Raw genomic sequence first — 18,664 nt, forward strand, 5'->3', positions numbered from 1 at the left:
GCGCGCAGCGCAAATTGACGCTGCCGATGGCCGCGTGATTCACTCGACCGATTCTTCGGGAGGTCCGGATGGCCAACAGCAAGCCGCGCGCACGCTTGCGCCGCGAACCGATGTCGCGCGTGGATACCGCGTGGTTGCGCATGGAGCGGCCGACCAACCCGATGATGATCACCGGCGTGCTGATGTTCGCCGAACCGATGTCGCTCGACCGGCTCAAGCGCGTGGTCGCGAAACGCTTCCTGGCCTATTCGCGCTTCCGGCAGAAGGCCGTCGATAGTCCCACCGGCGCGGTCTGGCAGGACGACGCCCACTTCGACATCGACTGGCACGTGCAGCTCGCCGCGCTGCCGGGCCGCGGCGACGGGCGCCGCCCGGCGCGGGAGGGCGCGGAGAAGCGCGCGCTCGAGCGATTCGTCAGCCAGCTCTCGTCCAGCCCGCTCGACAAGCACCGCCCGCTCTGGCAGTTCCACCTTGTCGAGCGTTACCAGGGCGGCTCGGCGCTGGTCGCGCGCCTGCATCACAGCTATGCCGATGGCATCGCGCTGGTGCAGGTGCTGCTGTCACTCACCGATACCGAGCGCAACGCCGGCAGGGGCAAGGATCTCGCCAAGGCCTGGCTCAAGCAGGACGGAGCGGACGTGGCACGCCGCGTCGGCGCGGTCGAGCGCTACGCGCGGCTGGGCGGCAGGGTCTTCGGCAAGGGCATGGAGATGATGCAGGACCCGACCCTGGCCGGCGTGCTGGCGAAGGAGGGCGGGGAAATCGCGCGCGAACTGGTGCATGCGCTCGCGCTGCCGGACGATCCGCCGTCGATGCTGCGCGGGCGCCTCGGCGTGAGCAAGCGCGTGGCCTGGGCCGACCCGATCGACCTGGAGGAAGTGAAGGCTGTCGGCCGTGCCTGCGACTGCACCGTCAACGACGTGCTGATGGCGGCCGCCGCCGGTGCGCTGCGCAGCTACATGATCGAGCGCGGCGACGACGTCGACGGCATGACCCTGCGCGCGACCGTGCCGGTGAACCTGCGGCCACTGGAGCACGCGCGCAAGCTCGGCAACCACTTCGGGCTGGTGTTCCTTGACCTGCCGGTGGGCGAGGGCAACCCGGTACGCCGGCTGGAGCGCGTCGCCGAGTGCATGAATAACTTGAAGAGTTCTCGGCAAGCCATTGTTGCATATGGACTTCTTGCCGCGCTCGGAATAGCGCCGCAGCCGCTGCAGGAGCTGGCCCTGGAGCTGTTCAGCCGCAAGGCGAGCGCGGTGGCGACCAACGTGCCGGGGCCGCAGCAGCCGCTGTACCTGGCCGGCTGCCGGCTGCGCGAGATGATGTTCTGGGTGCCGCAGACCGGCTCGATCGGCGTCGGCATCTCGATCATGAGCTACAACGGGCGCGTCCACTTCGGCCTGATCGCCGATGCGAGGCTGGTGCCCGATCCCGACGCGGTGATCCGCCGCTTCGGCACCGAGTTCGAAAAGCTCCTGTACCTCGCACTGATGGGCAACTGGGACCACGCGCTGGATCCGGCATCGGCCGAACTCCTGTCCGGTGGGGCCGGCAGCGTTAACGGCGCCTGATCGCCTGAACCCGAAAGCCCCATTCATCACCCCCCGGCCACGGCCGCCTGTTTAGCGTTTGCGTCCCGGGAACGACGCGAACCGCCGTGCCCGCCCCCACGCCAGAATCCCGAAAGAAAGTCTGAGGAGACGTCCCATGCGAACCGCCACCAACGCCACCATCGCCGCCGCGCTTGCCGGCAGCCTGCTGCTGGCAAGCTGCGCCACGTACACCGGCCAGACCAATGCCCCGGACGATCCCAACCGCACCGGCCGCGGCGCCCTGATCGGCGCTGCCATCGGCGCGGCCGCAGGCCTGCTCAGCGGCGACAGCGCGGTCGAGCGCCGCCAGCGCGCGCTGGTGGGTGCGGGCGTCGGTGGCCTGGCCGGTGGCGCCGTGGGCGCCTACCAGGACCGCCAGGAAGCCCAGCTGCGCCAGCAGATGGAAGGCACCGGCGTCGACGTCGTCCGCGAAGGCGACAACATCACCCTCAACATGCCGGGCAACGTGACTTTCGCCTTCGACAAGGCCGAGGTGCAGCCGCAGTTCTACCCGGTGCTCGACAACGTCGCCAACACGCTGCAGCAGTACAACCAGACCATCATCGAGGTCGCCGGCCACACCGACAGCGTCGGCACGGATGCCTACAACCAGCAGCTGTCGCAGCAGCGCGCCGAAGCGGTCGCCAACTACCTGGGTTCGCGCGGGGTCGTGCGTGACCGCATGATCACCGTCGGCGCCGGCGAGACCCATCCGGTCGCCAGCAACGACACCGAGGAAGGCCGCGCCGCCAACCGCCGCGTCGAGATCACCCTGGTGCCGGTGCGTTCGTAAGCGGACCGCCTGTTGCACATTGCAGGCAAAAAAAGGGCCACCCGGGAGGGTGGCCCTTTGCATTGGTGGAGGTGGCGGGAATCGAACCCGCGTCCGAAGGCACTCCATCCCCGGCACTACATGCTTAGCCCGCCGTTGGATCTCGTTCCCCGGCAGCACGGCGTGCAAAGCGCACCGGGGAACCAGCCTGTGAGTTCAACCACGGCAGACAGGCGGCCGCCGCGGCTGGTTCCCGTGATGATGACCCTACATCCACGAGCACGGGCACAAGTGGGTTCAGGGCTTACGCCTTAAGCGGCGAGAGCGTAGTTGTCGTCGTTGGCAACTATGAGTTTGCCGCTGGATTTACGAGGAAAGCTGCCCCCTCGGCATGCGCCAGGCGATTTCGCGACCCCCGTCGAAGCCAGTGCACCCCCGGGATGTCGTTCACGCTGACCACCGCAGTATAGGGGCGGCCATACCCCATGCAAGCGCCGGGTCGCGGGATGGACGGCAGGCGTTCACGCCCGCTGTGGCGCGTGTCCGGGCTATGCTCGGGGCGATGGGATTCCTGTACGGGGCGAAGAAGCTGGATCTGCCGGGCGCGCCGCCTCGGGTGCCGCTGCGCGGCTACGTGCTCGCGCTGCTGGCGCTGGTGGCCTCGCTGCTGCTGGTGCTGGCGTACTGGCACAACGCCGAGCAGCGCGAGATGAAGACGGTCCAGGCCGAGTTCACGGCCGAAACCGACGCCATCGCCGAGCTGCTGCGGCAGCGCCTGGCGTACTTCGAACTGGTGGCGCGGGGCGGCGTGTCGCTGTTCGCCACGGTCGACCGGCCCAGTGCCGGGCAGTGGCAGGGCTACGTGGACGGGCTCAACATCGCCGCGCGCTACCCGGACATGCTTGGACTCGGGTTCGCGCCGTACATGGACCGGACCGAGCTGCAGGACCTGCAGCTGGACATGCGCGACGCCGGCCAGGGCTTCTACGTCGTGCGGCCCGGGGGCGTGCGCGGCCGCTACGGCCCGATCCTCTACCTGGAGCCGCGCACCGCGGCGAACCGCGAAGCGATCGGCTACGACATGCTCACCGATCCGGCGCGGCAGGCCGCGATGATCGCCGCGCGCGATACCGGCACCATGCGCATCAGCGGCCCCGTCCGGCTGCTGCAGGACGGGAGCGGGCAGGGCACGGGCGTGGTCCTGTATGCACCGATCTACCGCTTCGGCACGCCGGGCACGATGCAGGCGCGGCGCGCGGCGCTGCAGGGCTGGATCCATGCACCGCTGGACGTGCACAAGTTCGTCGACATCGCGCTGCGTACCACCCAGCGGCACACGGCGCTGACCATCCGCGACCGCGGCGCCGACGGCAATGCGGCGCCGCTGTACGCCGACCACGAGGAGCTCGCCGGCGCCGATGGCGACAGCCGCCTGGACCGGACCATGGCGCTGGATCTGTACGGGCGCACCTGGGAGCTGGAGTTCCGCTCGGATGCGCGTGCATCGCTGGCGGCTCGCGCGCCGGAGCTGCGCACCACGCTCGGCACCGGCGTGCTGGCATCGCTGCTGCTGTTCGGCATCGCGCTGGTGCTGGCGCGGACCGAGGCGCTGACCGAGCGCAAGGCCGAGCTGCTCGCCGATTCCTACCAGCGCAGCGAGCTGCGCTTCCGCAACGCGATGCGGTTCTCGGCCATCGGCCAGGCGCTGCTCGACCGCAGCGGCGTGATCGTCGACGCCAACCCGGCGCTGGCGGCGATCTTCGATACAACGACCGACGAGCTGGCCGGTTCGAGGTTCGGTTCCCACTTCATCGATGCGCACGACCAGGCCCGGAATACCCGCGAGTTCGCGGCGGTGGCCGAGGGCGTGTTCCGCACCACGCGGCAGTGGCGCTCGGCCGCCGGCGAGCTGCGCCATGCCCAGCTCACCTATGCGCCGGTGCCCGGCGAGATCGGCCAGGACGTGGCGAGCCTGGTGCAGGTCGAGGACATCACCGAGCGCGTGCTCGCGCACGCCAGGGAGCAGGCGCTGAACCGCACGCTCGAAGCCCGCGTCGCCCTGCGCACGCGCGAGCTCACCCACGCCAACCAGGAGCTGGAGTCGTTCGCGTACAGCGTCTCGCACGACCTGCGGGCGCCGCTGCGCACGATCGAGGGCTTCAGCCGGCTGCTGGGCGAACGCTACGCGGACCGGGTGGACGAGACCGGGCGCGACTACCTGGCGCGCGTGCGCGCCGCGGCGGGCCGCATGGACGACCTGATCGACGCGCTGCTGAAGATGTCGCGTGTCAGCCGGGGCCCGCTGAAGCTGGAGCCGCTGGACCTGGTGCCGATCGCCCGCGACGTGGTGGCCGAGCTGCGCGCCGGCCAGCCGGAGCGCACGGTGGAGGTCGACATCGAACCGGGCCTGCACGCGGTCGGCGACGCGGCGCTGGTGCGCAACCTGCTGCAGAACCTGATAGGCAACGCATGGAAGTTCACCGCCGACACCGACGGCGCGCGCATCGTCGTCGGCAGGGAGGCGGACGCGGACGGACTGGCCGCGTTCTTCGTCCGCGACAACGGTGCGGGCTTCTCGCAGGAATACGTCGGCAAGCTGTTCCGGCCGTTCCAGCGGCTGCACAACCCGGAGGAGTTCGAAGGCAACGGCATCGGCCTGGCATCGGTCAAGCGCATCGTCGAACGGCACGGCGGCACGGTCAGCGCCGAGGGCCAGCCGGGCGGTGGCGCTACGTTCCGGTTCACGCTGCCGCGCGAGGCGCCGGCGGCGTAGGGACGCGAAAACCGGGGGGCTCCCGTGGGAAATTCCTGTAGGAGCGGCTTCAGCCGCGAGCTTTCGATCTGCGGGCCATGAAACAAAAAGCTCGCGGCTGAAGCCGCTCCTACCGGCATCGTGGGGACCAGGTGCTTCCTCAGGCGTCCTTGTTGTGCTGGCGCATCACGCGCTGCTTCTCGCGGGCCCAGTCGCGATCCTTGCTGGCCGCGCGCTTGTCGTGCGCCTGCTTGCCCTTGGCCAGCGCCAGTTCGGCCTTGACCTTGTTGCCCTTCCAGTACAGCGCGGTGGGAATGAGGGTGTAGCCGTCGCGCTCGACGCGGCCGACGAGGGTGTCGATCTCGCGGCGATGCAGCAGCAGCTTGCGGGTGCGGCGATCGTCGGCGACGACATGGGTGGAGGCCGAGATCAGGGGCGTGATCTGGGCGCCGAACAGGAACAGTTCGCCGCCGCGGATCACCGCGTAGCTTTCGGTGATGTTGGCGCGGCCGGCGCGGATCGACTTCAGCTCCCAGCCCTGGAGGGCCAGGCCGGCCTCGAAGCGCTCTTCCAGGTGGTATTCATGGCGCGCGCGCTTGTTCAGCGCGACGGTGCCGCCGCCCTTTGCCTTATCCTTGTCGCCATTCTTCTTGCCCATGGCGGCATTGTCGCAGTTTGCCGCGTGCCGTGGCGCTGCCCGAGGCCGCGAACCAACGCCCGAACCGGACCCGAATGCCGACCATTCAGCGCAGCGCCCTCGTCGAACATTCCGCCGCGCGGATGTTCGCCCTGGTCAACGACATCGCCGCCTATCCGCGCCGCTTCGACTGGTGCGAGGCGGCACAGGTGCTCGAATCCGACGAGGGCCGCGTGGTCGCGCGCCTGGACCTGGGCTTCGGCGCGCTGCGCACCTGGTTCACGACGGAGAACACGCTGACGCCGCCGCACCACATCGCGATGGCGCTGCGCGCAGGGCCGTTCAAGCGGCTGGACGGGCGCTGGGAATTCCACGCGCTGGACGAGTCGGCCTGCAAGGTGACGCTGACGCTGGATTTCGAGCCGCAGAGCCGGCTGCTGGCGCCGGCCATGACGCTCGGCTTCCAGGGGCTGGCCGACCGCATGGTCGACGACTTCGTGCGCGTGGCCGACCGCGGGGGCGAGTGATGCCGTCCTCGCTGCGCGTGCAGGTCGTGCAGGGCTGGCCGCGGCGCTTCGAGGAGGTCGTGCTGGAACTGCCGGCCGGCGCGACGCTGGGCGATGCCGTGGCGGCCAGCGGGCTGGAAACGGGTGGAATCAGCGGCTACGCGATCCACGGCGAGCGCGCGATTGCCGCGACGCCGCTGCGCGACGGCGACCGCGTCGAACTGCTGCGGCCGCTGCAGGTGGATCCGAAGGATGCGCGGCGACGGCGGGCCGCTGCACAAAAGGACTGAGGAAAACGCGCGCCCGGCGCGAAACACGCCGACGCGAAACACCTTGGCCGCAACCGGCGCCGGAGACGTGGCTCAGCGGCCGCCCTTCTTCTTGTCCTTGGCCAGGTTGGGACCGAACGACTTGCGCAGGTCCTTGGCCAGCTGCTCGTCCTGCTCGGGGAAATAATCGCCATCCCAGCGCACGAGGTTGTCGTTTTCGAAATGCAGGACCAGGTTCTTGCGCTCGACCGGGCCGGTGCGGCCGGTGCGCTGCGTGCTGGTGTAGTCCCAGCGCTGGTTGTGGAACGGATCGGCGATCGAGGGCGACCCGAGCAATCCGATGACCTGCTGCTTGCTCATGCCGGCCTGCAGCTGGTCGACCGCGGACTTGTCGAGCAGGTTGCCCTGGTAGATCGGCTGCCGATAGATGATGCCGCAACCGGAAACCATGAGGGCGACGACGGCGAGGACAAGGAATTTGCGCATGGGGAACCGCGGGTTGGAGACCGCGCCGATGATACACTCCAGACTCCCGCCGCGGTGGCCTGCGGGCCCGGTATCGCGGTGGCTTCACGGCAATGCGGCGGCGGGGATCCAGGGCGTTCCGGCACGCGGCGATGCACGCCGGGCGACCGCTTCGTACCGCGTCACCGGCATCCGGGCGATGGCGCGGGCGACCAGGCCATAAACCGCCAGTAAACGGAGGCGCCATGGAATCGCAGGATTTGCGCAAGGCCGGGCTGAAGGTGACGCATCCGCGGATGCGCATCCTGCAGTTGCTGGAGCAGAAGAGCGCGCAGCATCACATGACGGCCGAGGACATCTACCGCCAGCTGCTCGAGGGCGGCGACGAGATCGGGCTGGCCACCGTCTACCGCGTGCTGACCCAGTTCGAGGCAGCCGGGCTGGTGCTCAAGCACAACTTCGAGGGCGGCACGGCGGTGTACGAGATCGACCGCGGCGGCCACCACGACCACATGGTCGACGTCGACACCGGCCGGATCATCGAGTTCGAAAGCGCCGAAATCGAAAGGCTGCAGCAGCAGATCGCCGAGCAGCACGGATACCACCTCGAGGAGCACTCGCTGGTGCTGTACGTGCGGAAGAAGAGGAGCTAGGCGCGGGGCGCCGGGGAAAGGCCGGGAGCAGGCGGCGTTGACGCCATTCCTGCTGGCGCCATTCCCGATGCCTGGCCCCTAGCTTCCGGCTTCCGCGCCTTCCAGCAGCCGCTTCGCGGCGGCGCGAGCTTCGGTGCTGACTTCCACGCCGCCGAGCATGCGTGCCAGTTCCTCCTGGCGCTCGCCGGCATCCAGCAACTGGACCGCGCTGCGCGTCACCCCCGCGTCCTGCGCCTTGCTGACCCGGTAGTGGCGATGGCCCTGCGCCGCGACCTGCGGCAGGTGGGTCACGCACAGGACCTGGCGGGTGGCGCCCAGCGCGCGCAGTTTCTGGCCGACGATCTCGGCGGTGGCGCCGCCGATGCCGGAGTCGACCTCGTCGAACACCATCGTCGGCACCGCGTCGTGGCCGAGCGCGGCGACCTCGATCGCCAACGAGATGCGCGACAGCTCGCCGCCCGAGGCCACCTTGCGCAGCGGTCGCGGCGGCTGGCCGGCGTTGGCGGACACGAGGAACTCGACGCGCTCGCCGCCCTGCGGGTCGGGGCGGTCGCCTTCGACCGGCTCGATGGCCACCTCGAACCGCCCGCCGCCCATGCCCAGTTCGGCGATCAGCGCGGTGGTGGCCTTCGACAGCGCCTTGCCGGCCTTCGCGCGGGCCTTGCCCAGCGCGTCCGCGGCCGTGCGCCATGCGGCGGCGGCGGCGGTGATTTCGCCGTCCAGCGCCTCCAGGCGCACGGCGGCGTTGCGTAGCGCGTCGAGTTCGGCCGCCAGTGCGTCGCGCTGCGCGGCCAGTCCGTCCGGGCTGACGCGGTGCTTGCGCGAAAGCTCGTGCAGGCGGGCGATGCGGCGTTCGAGTTCGTCGAACTGCGCCGGGTCGACGTCGAGGTCGGCGCGGATGCGTTCGAGCAGCACGCCGGCCTCGTCGATCTGGATGGCGGCGGCATCGAGCATCGCGTCCACCTCGGCCAGCCGCGGCTCGTGTTCCTGCACGCCGGCCAGCGTGCCCTGCAACTGCCGGAGCTGGCGCGGCACGGCGGCGTGGACATCGCCGTCGAGCTGGGCCAGGGCGGCGTCGCAGGCGGCGATCAGGGCGGACGAATGGGCCTGGCGGCGGTGGGCGGCGTCGAGGTCGGCGATCGCGGCCGGGTCGATCGGTTCGCGGTCCAGCTCGGCCAGCTGGTGCTCCAGCCATTCGCCGCGCTCGGCCACGTCGCCCGGACGGCCCTCGCGGGCCCGTGCGAGGGCATCGCGCTCGCGCAGCAGGGCGTTCCAGTGCGCGGCGGCGGCGGCGACCGCCTCCAGCCGCGCGCCGTGGCCGCCGAAGGCGTCGAGCAGGGCAAGCTGGCTGGCGCGCGAGAGCAGCGCCTGGTGTTCGTGCTGGCCGTGGATTTCCACCAGCAGCCCGGCCAGCGTGGCCAGCTGCGACAGCGGGGCGGGACGGCCGTTGATCCATGCGCGCGAACCGCCGTCGGCGCGCAGCGTGCGGCGCAGCTGGCAGGCGTCGCCGTCGTCGAGTTCCTGCTCGAGCAGCCACTGGCGGGCCGCGTCGGAGGCGGCCAGGTCGAATTCGGCGTGCAGCTCCGCGCGCTCGGCGCCGTGGCGGACCATGCCGCTGTCGGCGCGCTGCCCGGACAGGAAGCCCAGCGCATCGACCAGCAGCGACTTGCCGGCACCGGTTTCGCCGGAAATGACGGTCAGGCCGGCGTCGAACTCGAGTTCGGCCGCGGTGACGACGGCGAAATCACGGATGGCGAGGTGGGTGAGCATGCGCGCGGATTGTGCAGGCGGGTGGGGTGGATGGCCAAGGGGCAAACGGCCGCCGGCGCATGGAAAACCGCCGTCGTCTCGCCGGATGCGACCGCCGGCGGGCGTGGCGGCGTTCATTGGCGTGGCTTGCGCCGGCCCTCGGCCGGGCTTATATCCAAGGCCATGGCAAACAGGATCGACCAGCACGAAGCCCTCGACCCGCGCACGCGGCAGCTGCTGCGCACGCTGATCGCGCGCTACATCCGCGACGGCCAGCCGGTGGGTTCGCAGACCCTGGCGCGCCACGCCGGGCTGGACGTGAGCTCGGCGACCATCCGCAACATCCTCGCCGACCTCGAGGAAAGCGGCCTGCTGGCCGCGCCGCACACCTCGGCCGGGCGCGTGCCCACCGCGCGCGGGCTGCGGGTATTCGTCGACAGCCTGATCGAGTGGCGCTCGCCCGGCGAGCGCCAGATCCAGCTGATCCAGGACGGCCTGGCGGCCCACGCCTCGACCCAGGAGGTCCTGCGCGAGGCCTCCTCGCGGCTGTCGGACATCTCGCATTTCGTCGGCCTGGTGACGGTGCCGCGGCGTGACCGCTTCGCCTTCCGCCATATCGACTTCGTGCGCCTGGACGAGCGCCGGGTGCTGGCGATCCTGGTGTTCACCGACGGCGAGGTCCAGAACCGCGCGGTGGAGGTGTCGCGGCCGCTGTCGGCCAGCGAACTGGAGTGGATTGCCAACTACCTCAACCAGAACTACGCCGGCCTCGGCCTGGAGGAGATCCGCGAGCGGCTGGTGGCCGAGCTCGACGATGAGCGCCGCGAGGTGGACAAGCGCATGGCGGCCACCGTGGCGCTGGCGCAGGCCACGCTGCAGATCGACGATGGCGAGGACGTGCTGGTCAGCGGCCAGACCAAGCTGATGGGGGGCGCCCAGGGGCTGGCCGACATCGAACGCCTGCGCGAACTGTTCGAGGCCTTCCAGCGCAAGAGCGAGCTGCTGCAGGTGCTGGAGGGCTGCCTGCGCGCCGACGGCGTGCGCCTGTTCATCGGCGAGGAGTCGGGGGTGACCTCGATGGAGCAGTGCAGCCTGATCGCAGCGCCGTACGCCAGCGGCGGACGGGTGCTGGGCGTGCTGGGCGTGATCGGGCCGACCCGCATGGATTACGACCGCGTCATCACCACGGTGCAGGCCACGGCCCAGGCGCTGTCGAGGACGATGGCCGACAGGGTGGGGTGAGCAGCCGGCCAATGCCCGGTCGGCGTTGGCTGCGGCGGCGAACATCCGGCCATGGACCCGCGTCACCGGGGGTTGGGTTTCCCGCCCCGGCCCCTACATCATCGCCAGTGCCGGCACCCGCAGGGGCCGCCGGGCGTCATTGACCCGAGAATCCATTCCGACCGGACGACCATGCACCCAGACCAAGACGAAGCCCCCCAGCAGGACGCAGGCATTGCCGAAGGCAGCGACGCGGCTTTCGAATCCGCCCACGAATCCGCCCAGCTGGTCGAACAGCTCCGGGGCGAGCTTGAACAGCTCCGTGCCCAGTCACTGATCGAGCGCGCCGAGCTGGAGAACCAGCGCAAGCGCCTCGAGCGCGATGTGCGCAACGCCTGCCGGTTCGCCAACAAGCAGCTGCTCGGCGACCTGCTGCCCGTGTTCGACAGCCTCGAGGCCGCCCTGGCCAACGCCCCCGACGCCGATCCCATGCGCGACGGCGTGGTGCTGATCCTGCGCGAACTGTCGCGGGTGGCCGAAAACAACGGTCTGGTCGAGATCGCCCCCGCGGCGGGCGAGACCTTCGACCCCGAGCACCACCAGGCCATGAGCGTGATCGAAGCCGAAGGGATCGCCCCGCACGCGGTCGCCCAGGTCTTCCAGAAGGGCTTCATGCTCCACGAGCACCTGCTGCGCCCGGCGCTGGTGGCCGTGGCCAAGGGCGACGACTGACCGGCGCCCCGTGGACGCCGGGCCCGGCGCTTGAACCGCCGCCCCGCGTCCCCAGATAGCGTTCATCGGTGGCCTGCGGGCCACCACGCAGACAACGATCCAGACAAGCAATTCCGAGAGGGAACCACACAATGGCAAAGATCATCGGCATCGACCTGGGCACGACCAACTCGTGCGTGGCGATCATGGATGGCGGCAAGACCAAGGTCATCGAGAACAGCGAGGGCGACCGCACCACGCCGTCGATCGTCGCCTACACCAAGGACGGCGAAGTGCTGGTCGGCGCGTCCGCCAAGCGCCAGGCCGTCACCAATTCCAAGAACACCTTCTACGCGGTCAAGCGCCTGATCGGCCGCAAGTTCACCGATGCCGAGGTCCAGAAGGACCTTGACCTGGTGCCGTACTCGATCATCGAGCACGACAACGGCGACGCCTGGGTCGCGACCAGCGACGGGAAGAAGCTCTCCGCGCAGGAGGTCTCCGCGCGCATTCTGGAGAAGATGAAGAAGACCGCCGAGGATTACCTGGGCGAGAAGGTCACCGAAGCGGTGATCACCGTCCCGGCCTACTTCAACGACTCCCAGCGCCAGGCGACCAAGGACGCCGGCAAGATCGCCGGCCTGGACGTCAAGCGCATCATCAACGAGCCGACCGCGGCCGCGCTGGCCTACGGCCTGGACAAGGCCGGCGGTGACCGCAAGATCGCCGTGTACGACCTGGGCGGCGGCACCTTCGACGTGTCGATCATCGAGATCGCCGAGGTCGACGGCGAGAAGCAGTTCGAGGTGCTGGCCACCAACGGCGACACCTTCCTGGGCGGCGAGGACTTCGACAAGCGCGTCATCGACTACCTGGTCGAGGAGTTCCAGAAGGACTCCGGCCTGGACCTGCGCAAGGACCCGCTGGCCCTGCAGCGCCTGAAGGACGCGGCCGAACGCGCGAAGATCGAGCTGTCCAGCGCGCAGCAGACCGAGGTCAACCTGCCGTACGTCACGGCCGACGCCTCCGGTCCCAAGCACCTGAACATCAAGCTGACCCGGGCCAAGCTCGAGGCGCTGGTCGAGGACCTGGTCAAGAAGACCATCGAGCCCTGCCGCACCGCGCTCAACGACGCCGGCCTGCGCGCCAGCGACGTCAACGAGGTGATCCTGGTCGGCGGCCAGACCCGCATGCCGAAGGTGCAGCAGGCGGTGGCCGAGTTCTTCGGCAAGGAGCCGCGCAAGGACGTCAACCCCGACGAAGCCGTTGCCATCGGCGCTGCGGTGCAGGGCGGCGTGCTGGCCGGTGACGTCAAGGACGTGCTGCTGCTCGACGTGACCCCGCTGAGCCTGGGCATCGAGACCCTGGGCGGCGTGTTCACCAAGATCATCGAGAAGAACACCACCATCCCGACCAAGGCCTCGCAGACCTTCAGTACCGCCGAGGACAACCAGTCCGCGGTGACGGTGCACGTGCTGCAGGGCGAGCGCGAGCAGGCCCGCTACAACAAGTCGCTGGCCAAGTTCGACCTCACCGGCATCGAGGCCGCGCCGCGCGGCATGCCGCAGGTGGAGGTGTCGTTCGACATCGACGCCAACGGCATCGTCCACGTGACCGCCAAGGACAAGAAGACCGGCAAGGAGCAGAAGGTCGAGATCAAGGCCGGCTCGGGGCTGTCGGACGAGGAGATCCAGCGCATGGTCAGCGATGCCGAAACGCATCGCGAGGAAGACCAGAAGTTCCAGGAGCTGGTCACCGCCCGCAACCAGGCCGACGCCCTGATCCACGGCGCCCGCAGCGCGATCAAGGACAACGGCGACAAGGTGCCCGGTGACGTGATCGGCAAGGTCGAATCGGCCATCGCCGAGCTCGAGACCGCGATGAAGGGCGACGACAAGGCCCAGATCGAGGCCAAGTCCAAGCCGCTGGAGGAAGCCGCGCAGGCGCTGTTCGCCGCGGCGGCCGCCGCCCAGCAGCCTTCGGGCGATGCGAGCCAGCCCGAAGGCAACGCAGGTGACGCGCCGAAGGGCGACGACGTGGTCGACGCCGAGTTCACCGAAGTCAAGGACGACGAGCAGAAGTAGTCGTCATCCGCCGGCGTGCTGCGCCGGCGGAGCAGCTGCCCGCGCTTGGCCGGCCACTCCCGGTTGACGCGGGCGGTTTCATGAAGGGAACGTGCGATCCATGAGCAAACGCGACTACTACGAAGTCCTGGGCGTGGCCCGCGACGCCAGCGGCGACGAGCTGAAGAAGGCCTATCGCCGCTGCGCGATGAAGTACCACCCGGACCGCAACCCGGGCGACAGCTCCGCGCTGGAATCGTTCAAGGAGTGCAAGGAGGCGTACGAGGTGCTGTCGGATGCCGGCAAGCGCCGCATGTACGACCAGCACGGGCACGCCGCGTTCGAGCACGGCATGGGCGGCGGTGGCGCCGGCCCCGGCCCCGGCGGCTACGCCGACATGGGCGACATCTTCGGCGACATCTTCGGCAACATCTTCGGCGGTGGCGGCGCACGCGGTCCGCGCCGCGGTGCCGACGTCGGCTACGTGATGGAGCTGGATCTCGAGGAAGCCGTTGCCGGCATCGAGCGCCGTATCGAGATCCCCACCCTGGCCGGGTGCGAGCCGTGCAAGGGCACCGGCTCGGAGGACGGCAAGCTGGACACCTGCGAGACCTGCGGCGGCCGCGGCCAGGTACGCTTCCAGCGCGGCATCTTCTCGATGCAGCAGCCGTGCCCGCAGTGCCACGGCCGCGGCCAGACCTTCGCCAACCCGTGCCCGGCCTGCCGCGGCGCCGGGCGCGTGGAGGAAGAAAAGGTCCTGTCGGTGAAGATCCCCGCGGGCGTCGACAACGGCGACCGCATCCGCCTGTCGGGCGAGGGCGAGGCCGGCCCGCCGGGTTCGCCGCCGGGCGACCTGTACGTGGAAGTCCGCGTGCGCCCGCACCCGATCTTCGAGCGCGACGGCGACGACCTGCACTGCGAGGTGCCGATCCGCATTTCCCAGGCCGCGCTGGGCGACACCGTCCGCGTGCCGACGCTCAACGGCGAGGCCGAGATCCGCATCCCCGCCGAAACCCAGACCGGCAAGGTCTTCCGCCTGCGCGACAAGGGCGTCAAGTCCGTGCGCAGTCGCAGCACTGGCGACCTCTACTGCAAGGCGGTCGTCGAAACCCCGGTCAACCTGACCGCCGAGCAGCGCGAGCTGCTGGAAAAATTCGAAACCACCTTCGTGGGCGACGGCGCCCGCCGCCACTCGCCCAAGTCCAGCACCTTCTTCGACGGTGTGAAGGGCTTCTGGGACCGGATGGTGTCCTAACCGGCGGCAGCCCGGGATCATCCGGTGATCCCTCGCGGGTCGCCGGCGGATACCCGGCGCGGCCGGCTTGAGCCCGGGTGGTGGGCGCGGGCAGGCTCGACGGGTGCCACGCAGGCACGCCCGAACCGGAGAAGACCCCCATGTCCGTCCAGACCCGCCTCCACGCCCTGATCCTCGTCCTCGCCGCTGCCCTCGGCGGCGTTGCCCACGCAGCCCATCCGGCCGATACCGGCCGCGAGTTCAGCGCCGCCGAATACGCAGCGTTCAACGCCGCGCTCGCAAACGACGCCGAAGCCGGCACGCCGCCGCTGATGTTGCGCGGCTACGTTCCGCTTTACCCGGTGTCGCGGGTGCTGGCAGGCATGACCGGCGTGTGCGTCCTGGAGTTCACCATCGACGCCACCGGCAAGGCGGTGGACGTCGCCCGGGTGCGGCAGGACGACGAAAAGATGTGCGACCACGCCGTGCTGTCGCTGCGGCACTGGGAATTCCAGCCGGCCATGCGCGACGGCAACCCGCAGCGGACGCGCCACCGGGTGCCGATCACGTACTCGTTCGAATAACCACGCGCGACCCGCGGCTGACCGCGCCTGCGTCCGCCGCGGGTTCCGGGCCCGGCGATGGCTTGTGGCCGGACCGGTCCCCGATTAGCCTCCCTGCATGGGCGAACCCACCCGACTGCTGATCCACGGTGCCACCGGCCGCATGGGCCGTGCACTGCTGCGCCTGTGCGCGGAACGCGACGACTGCCGCGTCGTCGGCGCGGTCTCGTCGCGTTCGCCGGCGCAGCGGGTGGTGGACGGCATTCCGCACTTCTCGGCAGCCGAGCTTGGCGGTGCGCCCGGGTTCGACGTGGCGATCGATTTCAGCCTGCCGGGCGGCTTCGACGCGATCCTCGCCGCCTGCCTGGCGCGCGACAGCGCGCTCGTGTCCGGCACTACCGGGCTGTCCGAGGCCCAGCAGGCCGCCCTGCGACAGGCCGGTGAGCGCATCGGTGTGCTGTGGGCGGCCAATTTCAGCCTCGGCGTGGCCCTGCTCGAAGAACTGGTGGAGCGCGCGGCCGCGGCCCTGCACGGCTGGGATTGCGACATCGTCGAGATGCACCACACGCGCAAGCTCGACGCTCCCTCGGGCACCGCGCTGGCGCTCGGCGCTGCGGCGCAGCGGGAGGGCGCCGAACCGCGCTACAGCAGCGTGCGCGCCGGCGACATCGTCGGCGAGCACCTGGTCCAGTTCGCCACCGCCGGCGAGCGCATCGAGCTGGTGCATCGCGCCGGCAACCGTGACATCTTCGCCCGCGGCGCGCTGCATGCCGCGCTGGCGCTGGCCCGGCGCGGAGCCGGCGCCTATCGGCTTCGCGACATGCTCGCCTGAGGCACGCCGCTCAGCGGAACGGGCCGATTCCCCCCGCGATGAGCCCGAAGCAGGCCGCCACCAGCAGCAGGGCCAGTGCGCCCAGCAGGCCGAACCCCACAAACATCCCGAGCGCCGTGCGCGTGCGCCCGCGCGACGCCAGCCACAGCCCCAGCACCAGCGCGACCACCCATGGCAGCAGCAGGGGAATGAGGAACATCGACGTGGCATATGCCAGCTTCGGTACAGCGATCTCTATCGCCGCCTGCAGGATCGACGCGAGGATCCAGCCACCCGCCAGGGAGGCGAAGAACAGGCCGATACCCGTGCCCAGCGAGCCACGGGGATCGCGCCCGGAGCGGTCGGGCAGGGGCGGGGGCTGCGTCGACCTCGGCGGTGAATAGGGCGTCTGTTCGTCGCTCATGCGCTTGCCTCCACGGCATTGCCGGCATCGACGCGGGCGCGCAGTTGTTCCAGCTTCCCGCGCAGGTCGTCCCGGTAGAACAGGTTGAAGGTGTCGAAGGGCACGATGGTGCCGTCCGGCTGCGCGATGTGCACGCAGCTCTTCTTCACCGAACGCAGGTCGAAGCCCTCCGCATCGATGAAGGCCATGATCAGCACCCGGAACACGTTGCGATAGCCAAGGCCCTCCGGCGCCTGTACCTGCGGCAGGCAGCACAGCAGGTCGGACAGCGAGCAGGCCTGCGACTGCGGCGAATGGTTTGTCGCGAACAGCTTGAACACCGCGTCGCGCAGGCCGTCGTCCTTCTCCAGCACGATCGAGTTGCGGCCGCCCTCGATCAGCACCTCCGGCGGCACCAGTCCGGTCAGCGGCACGAAGCGCTCGCCGAGCTTGAGCGCATATGCCATCGCCAGGCTGTCGGGATGGCAGGGCACCGGGATCAGGTCCTCGGGCCGGAACAGGTCGCTCTGGTCGAGGATGCGGCGGCGCACCTCGGTGAGGGTAAGGCGGTCGCGCGACGGATCGTAGTTCTCGGTGCGCCCGGCGTTCTGGATCGGCTGGAAGGTTACGCCGCGCACGCAGGGCTGGGCGCGCGCGAAGTCGATGATCTCGCCCAGTTCGCCGTCGTTGAGACCCTTCTTGACCGTGACCACGAGCGTCGTCGAGACGTCGTGGCGGTTGAGCGCCTCCAGCGCGCGCAGCCGGATGTCGCGCAGTTTCGCCCCGCGCAGCACCTGGTGGACCTCGTCGCGCAGCGAGTCGAACTGCAGGTACAGCTCGAAACCGGGCATGTAGTCGGCCAGGCGGGCGGCGAAATCGGGCTCTTTCGCGATCCGCAGTCCGTTGGTGTTGACCATCAGGTGCCTGATCGGGCGCGCCTTGGCGGCGTCGAGGATGGCGAAGAAGTCCGGATGCAGGGTCGGCTCGCCGCCGGAGATCTGCACGACGTCCGGCTCGCCCTCGTTGGCCACCACCGCGTCGAGCATGCGCTCGATCGTGGCCATGTCGCGGAAGCCGGGCCGGTGCGGCCCGGAGTCGGCGTAGCAGATCGGGCAGCGCAGGTTGCAGTGGTCGGTGACCTCGATCAGGGTCAGGCAGCTGTGCTGCATGTGCTCCGGGCACAGGCCGCAATCGTAGGGGCATCCCCACCGGCGCTCGGTGTTGAAGCGCCGGGGCAGCTCCGGCGGCTTGATGAAGCGCTCGCGGCACAGGCGGTAGTAGTCGACATCATCGGCGAGCAGCACGCGCTGGCGGCCGTGCTGCGGGCACCACTTGTCCATGTACACGCAGCCGTCCTTGAACAGGATGCTGCCTTCGACCCGGCGCAGGCAGGTCGAACACACCGAGACGGCGCTGTCGTAGAACAGGTACGGCCTTACTTTCGCGTCCATGCCAATGTCCGTGCGATCCGCGGGAGGTCGCGTCGATAGTAGAGCAGGCCGGCGATGCACAGCAGTTGCAGGCCGGAGAACAACCCGAGGTAATGCAGCGGCATGGGCCGGATCCACTCGACCAGCAGCCGGTAAGCCAGGTAGCCGGCGAGGAACACGCGGAAGCGGTCGCCTTCGCGCTCGAATCGCGCCCACCGTGCCGCGATCCAGCCGCCCCACGCGAGCAGGAAGATGATCTCGTACAGCTGGGTCGGGTGTCGCGGCACGCCGTCGCCGAAATCCACGCCCCAGGGCAGGGACGTCGGGTTGCCATAGGTGTGGTCGTCGAGCCCCGAGAGGAAACAGCCGATGCGGCCGATGCACATCCCGGCCACCAGCGGCAGCACGAAGGCGTCGCCGGTGGATCCGCGCACGCCGTCCAGGCGCTTGGCCAGTTCGACGCCGCACAGGCCGCCCAGCAGCGCGCCGATGATGGACTTGCCCTCGAGCAGGTGGCGCCAGTCCGGGAACCCGGCGAAGGCCCAGGCCGGGTCGTAGAGCCAGTACGACAGCTTGCTGCCCAGGGCGGCGCCGATGATCGCCCCGGCCCCGACCGCGATCGCGTGCTCGCGCGAAGCGAGCGCGGGCACGGCCCGCCGCCGTCGCTCGCGCAGGTACAGGCGGAACCCCACGGAGTAGGCCGCGACCTCGAGCACGGTGTGGATCCAGTACGGCGCCAGCATCATCCCGGCAGTGTAGAGGGGCCTGCGGCGCTGGCGCAGCGGGGCCGGCGCCGGTATCATTCCCGCTCGCCTGATTCCTCTCGCCTCCGG

At 69.9% G+C, this 18,664-nt stretch carries 18 protein-coding genes and 1 other RNA gene; 12 read left to right on the forward strand and 7 right to left on the reverse strand.

The genetic code is table 11. The annotated features are described in order from the left end of the window. The first annotated feature begins 68 nt into the window (after positions 1 to 68). On the forward strand, positions 69 to 1,571 hold the full coding sequence (locus ABD679_RS04670; protein WP_344758805.1) for a WS/DGAT/MGAT family O-acyltransferase: 1,503 nt from the start codon (positions 69 to 71) through the stop codon (positions 1,569 to 1,571). Positions 1,572 to 1,707: 136 nt separating this feature from the next. Continuing rightward, a complete protein-coding gene (locus tag ABD679_RS04675) occupies positions 1,708 to 2,385 on the forward strand; it encodes a YiaD family glycine zipper/OmpA-like lipoprotein (protein WP_344758806.1) in 678 nt (225 codons plus the stop codon). 63 nt (positions 2,386 to 2,448) lie between these two features. Here the strand turns inward: ABD679_RS04675 and ssrA are convergent. Beyond that, positions 2,449 to 2,801, reverse strand: a transfer-messenger RNA (tmRNA) gene (gene ssrA, locus ABD679_RS04680). Positions 2,802 to 2,926: 125 nt separating this feature from the next. Here ssrA and ABD679_RS04685 point away from each other — a divergent pair. Further along, positions 2,927 to 5,137, forward strand: a complete 2,211-nt coding sequence (locus ABD679_RS04685) for a CHASE domain-containing protein (protein ID WP_344758807.1) — start codon at positions 2,927 to 2,929, stop codon at positions 5,135 to 5,137. A gap of 139 nt (positions 5,138 to 5,276) precedes the next feature. Here ABD679_RS04685 and smpB read toward each other — a convergent pair whose 3' ends face one another. Next, entirely contained in the window at positions 5,277 to 5,774 is a 498-nt protein-coding gene (smpB, locus tag ABD679_RS04690) for an SsrA-binding protein SmpB (protein WP_344758808.1), read from the reverse strand. Positions 5,775 to 5,848: 74 nt separating this feature from the next. Here smpB and ABD679_RS04695 point away from each other — a divergent pair, with 74 nt between their 5' ends. Continuing rightward, complete coding sequence (locus tag ABD679_RS04695; protein WP_344758809.1) at positions 5,849 to 6,280, forward strand: type II toxin-antitoxin system RatA family toxin; 432 nt, start codon at positions 5,849 to 5,851, stop codon at positions 6,278 to 6,280. Beyond that, on the forward strand, positions 6,280 to 6,549 hold the full coding sequence (locus ABD679_RS04700; RefSeq protein ID WP_344758810.1) for an RnfH family protein: 270 nt from the start codon (positions 6,280 to 6,282) through the stop codon (positions 6,547 to 6,549). The genes ABD679_RS04695 and ABD679_RS04700 overlap by 1 nt, the downstream gene beginning before the upstream one ends. A 72-nt stretch (positions 6,550 to 6,621) precedes the next feature. On the opposite strand, the gene ABD679_RS04705 is transcribed toward ABD679_RS04700, so the two are convergent. Then, on the reverse strand, positions 6,622 to 7,014 hold the full coding sequence (locus ABD679_RS04705) for an outer membrane protein assembly factor BamE (RefSeq protein WP_344758811.1): 393 nt from the start codon (positions 7,012 to 7,014) through the stop codon (positions 6,622 to 6,624). 224 nt (positions 7,015 to 7,238) lie between these two features. Here ABD679_RS04705 and fur point away from each other — a divergent pair, with 224 nt between their 5' ends. After that, positions 7,239 to 7,646, forward strand: a complete 408-nt coding sequence (gene fur / locus ABD679_RS04710) for a ferric iron uptake transcriptional regulator (protein ID WP_344758812.1) — start codon at positions 7,239 to 7,241, stop codon at positions 7,644 to 7,646. Between the two features lie 78 nt (positions 7,647 to 7,724). On the opposite strand, the gene recN is transcribed toward fur, so the two are convergent. Continuing rightward, positions 7,725 to 9,416, reverse strand: a complete 1,692-nt coding sequence (gene recN, locus ABD679_RS04715) for a DNA repair protein RecN (protein ID WP_344758813.1) — start codon at positions 9,414 to 9,416, stop codon at positions 7,725 to 7,727. Positions 9,417 to 9,578: 162 nt separating this feature from the next. Here recN and hrcA point away from each other — a divergent pair, with 162 nt between their 5' ends. The 6 genes from hrcA to dapB all read left to right on the forward strand — a co-directional run bounded on the left by hrcA (position 9,579) and on the right by dapB (position 16,019). Then, the gene (gene hrcA, locus ABD679_RS04720) at positions 9,579 to 10,637 is read left to right on the forward strand and encodes a heat-inducible transcriptional repressor HrcA (protein ID WP_344758814.1); all 1,059 of its coding nucleotides are present in this window, start codon (positions 9,579 to 9,581) and stop codon (positions 10,635 to 10,637) included. Between the two features lie 171 nt (positions 10,638 to 10,808). Next, a complete protein-coding gene (gene grpE / locus ABD679_RS04725) occupies positions 10,809 to 11,348 on the forward strand; it encodes a nucleotide exchange factor GrpE (protein ID WP_344758815.1) in 540 nt (179 codons plus the stop codon). Positions 11,349 to 11,479: 131 nt separating this feature from the next. Further along, on the forward strand, positions 11,480 to 13,411 hold the full coding sequence (dnaK, locus tag ABD679_RS04730; protein WP_344758816.1) for a molecular chaperone DnaK: 1,932 nt from the start codon (positions 11,480 to 11,482) through the stop codon (positions 13,409 to 13,411). A gap of 100 nt (positions 13,412 to 13,511) precedes the next feature. Further along, positions 13,512 to 14,645, forward strand: coding sequence for a molecular chaperone DnaJ (gene dnaJ, locus ABD679_RS04735; RefSeq protein WP_344758817.1), 1,134 nt, complete (start codon positions 13,512 to 13,514; stop codon positions 14,643 to 14,645). A 140-nt stretch (positions 14,646 to 14,785) separates the two neighbouring features. Then, a complete protein-coding gene (locus ABD679_RS04740; protein ID WP_344758818.1) occupies positions 14,786 to 15,208 on the forward strand; it encodes an energy transducer TonB in 423 nt (140 codons plus the stop codon). Positions 15,209 to 15,305: 97 nt separating this feature from the next. Continuing rightward, the gene (gene dapB / locus ABD679_RS04745) at positions 15,306 to 16,019 is read left to right on the forward strand and encodes a 4-hydroxy-tetrahydrodipicolinate reductase (protein WP_344758819.1); all 714 of its coding nucleotides are present in this window, start codon (positions 15,306 to 15,308) and stop codon (positions 16,017 to 16,019) included. A 10-nt stretch (positions 16,020 to 16,029) separates the two neighbouring features. Here dapB and ABD679_RS04750 read toward each other — a convergent pair whose 3' ends face one another. From ABD679_RS04750 to ABD679_RS04760, 3 genes are read right to left on the reverse strand one after another with little or no spacing between them, the layout of a single operon-like run. After that, a complete protein-coding gene (locus ABD679_RS04750; RefSeq protein ID WP_344758820.1) occupies positions 16,030 to 16,422 on the reverse strand; it encodes a hypothetical protein in 393 nt (130 codons plus the stop codon). Further along, positions 16,419 to 17,852 carry a radical SAM protein gene (locus ABD679_RS04755; protein ID WP_344758821.1) on the reverse strand — a complete coding sequence of 478 codons (1,434 nt, stop codon included), beginning with the start codon at positions 17,850 to 17,852 and terminating at the stop codon, positions 16,419 to 16,421. The genes ABD679_RS04750 and ABD679_RS04755 overlap by 4 nt, the downstream gene beginning before the upstream one ends. Next, positions 17,837 to 18,634, reverse strand: coding sequence for a prolipoprotein diacylglyceryl transferase (locus ABD679_RS04760; protein ID WP_344758822.1), 798 nt, complete (start codon positions 18,632 to 18,634; stop codon positions 17,837 to 17,839). Before ABD679_RS04760 ends, ABD679_RS04755 begins: the two co-directional genes overlap by 16 nt. Positions 18,635 to 18,664: the final 30 nt, after the last annotated feature.

This window comes from Luteimonas lutimaris (assembly GCF_039537065.1).
GTDB lineage: Bacteria > Pseudomonadota > Gammaproteobacteria > Xanthomonadales > Xanthomonadaceae > Luteimonas > Luteimonas lutimaris.

Coding starts and splice junctions, on each gene's coding strand:
- ABD679_RS04760 (WP_344758822.1), bottom strand. CDS start 18,634: ATGATACCGGCGCCGGCCCCGCTGCGCCAGCGCCGCAGGCCCCTCTAC.
- grpE (WP_344758815.1), top strand. CDS start 10,809: ATGCACCCAGACCAAGACGAAGCCCCCCAGCAGGACGCAGGCATTGCC.
- dnaK (WP_344758816.1), top strand. CDS start 11,480: ATGGCAAAGATCATCGGCATCGACCTGGGCACGACCAACTCGTGCGTG.
- ABD679_RS04755 (WP_344758821.1), bottom strand. CDS start 17,852: ATGGACGCGAAAGTAAGGCCGTACCTGTTCTACGACAGCGCCGTCTCG.
- ABD679_RS04700 (WP_344758810.1), top strand. CDS start 6,280: ATGCCGTCCTCGCTGCGCGTGCAGGTCGTGCAGGGCTGGCCGCGGCGC.
- recN (WP_344758813.1), bottom strand. CDS start 9,416: ATGCTCACCCACCTCGCCATCCGTGATTTCGCCGTCGTCACCGCGGCC.
- ABD679_RS04740 (WP_344758818.1), top strand. CDS start 14,786: ATGTCCGTCCAGACCCGCCTCCACGCCCTGATCCTCGTCCTCGCCGCT.
- smpB (WP_344758808.1), bottom strand. CDS start 5,774: ATGGGCAAGAAGAATGGCGACAAGGATAAGGCAAAGGGCGGCGGCACC.
- ABD679_RS04705 (WP_344758811.1), bottom strand. CDS start 7,014: ATGCGCAAATTCCTTGTCCTCGCCGTCGTCGCCCTCATGGTTTCCGGT.
- fur (WP_344758812.1), top strand. CDS start 7,239: ATGGAATCGCAGGATTTGCGCAAGGCCGGGCTGAAGGTGACGCATCCG.
- dnaJ (WP_344758817.1), top strand. CDS start 13,512: ATGAGCAAACGCGACTACTACGAAGTCCTGGGCGTGGCCCGCGACGCC.
- dapB (WP_344758819.1), top strand. CDS start 15,306: ATGGGCGAACCCACCCGACTGCTGATCCACGGTGCCACCGGCCGCATG.
- ABD679_RS04750 (WP_344758820.1), bottom strand. CDS start 16,422: ATGAGCGACGAACAGACGCCCTATTCACCGCCGAGGTCGACGCAGCCC.
- ABD679_RS04670 (WP_344758805.1), top strand. CDS start 69: ATGGCCAACAGCAAGCCGCGCGCACGCTTGCGCCGCGAACCGATGTCG.
- ABD679_RS04695 (WP_344758809.1), top strand. CDS start 5,849: ATGCCGACCATTCAGCGCAGCGCCCTCGTCGAACATTCCGCCGCGCGG.
- ABD679_RS04685 (WP_344758807.1), top strand. CDS start 2,927: ATGGGATTCCTGTACGGGGCGAAGAAGCTGGATCTGCCGGGCGCGCCG.
- ABD679_RS04675 (WP_344758806.1), top strand. CDS start 1,708: ATGCGAACCGCCACCAACGCCACCATCGCCGCCGCGCTTGCCGGCAGC.
- hrcA (WP_344758814.1), top strand. CDS start 9,579: ATGGCAAACAGGATCGACCAGCACGAAGCCCTCGACCCGCGCACGCGG.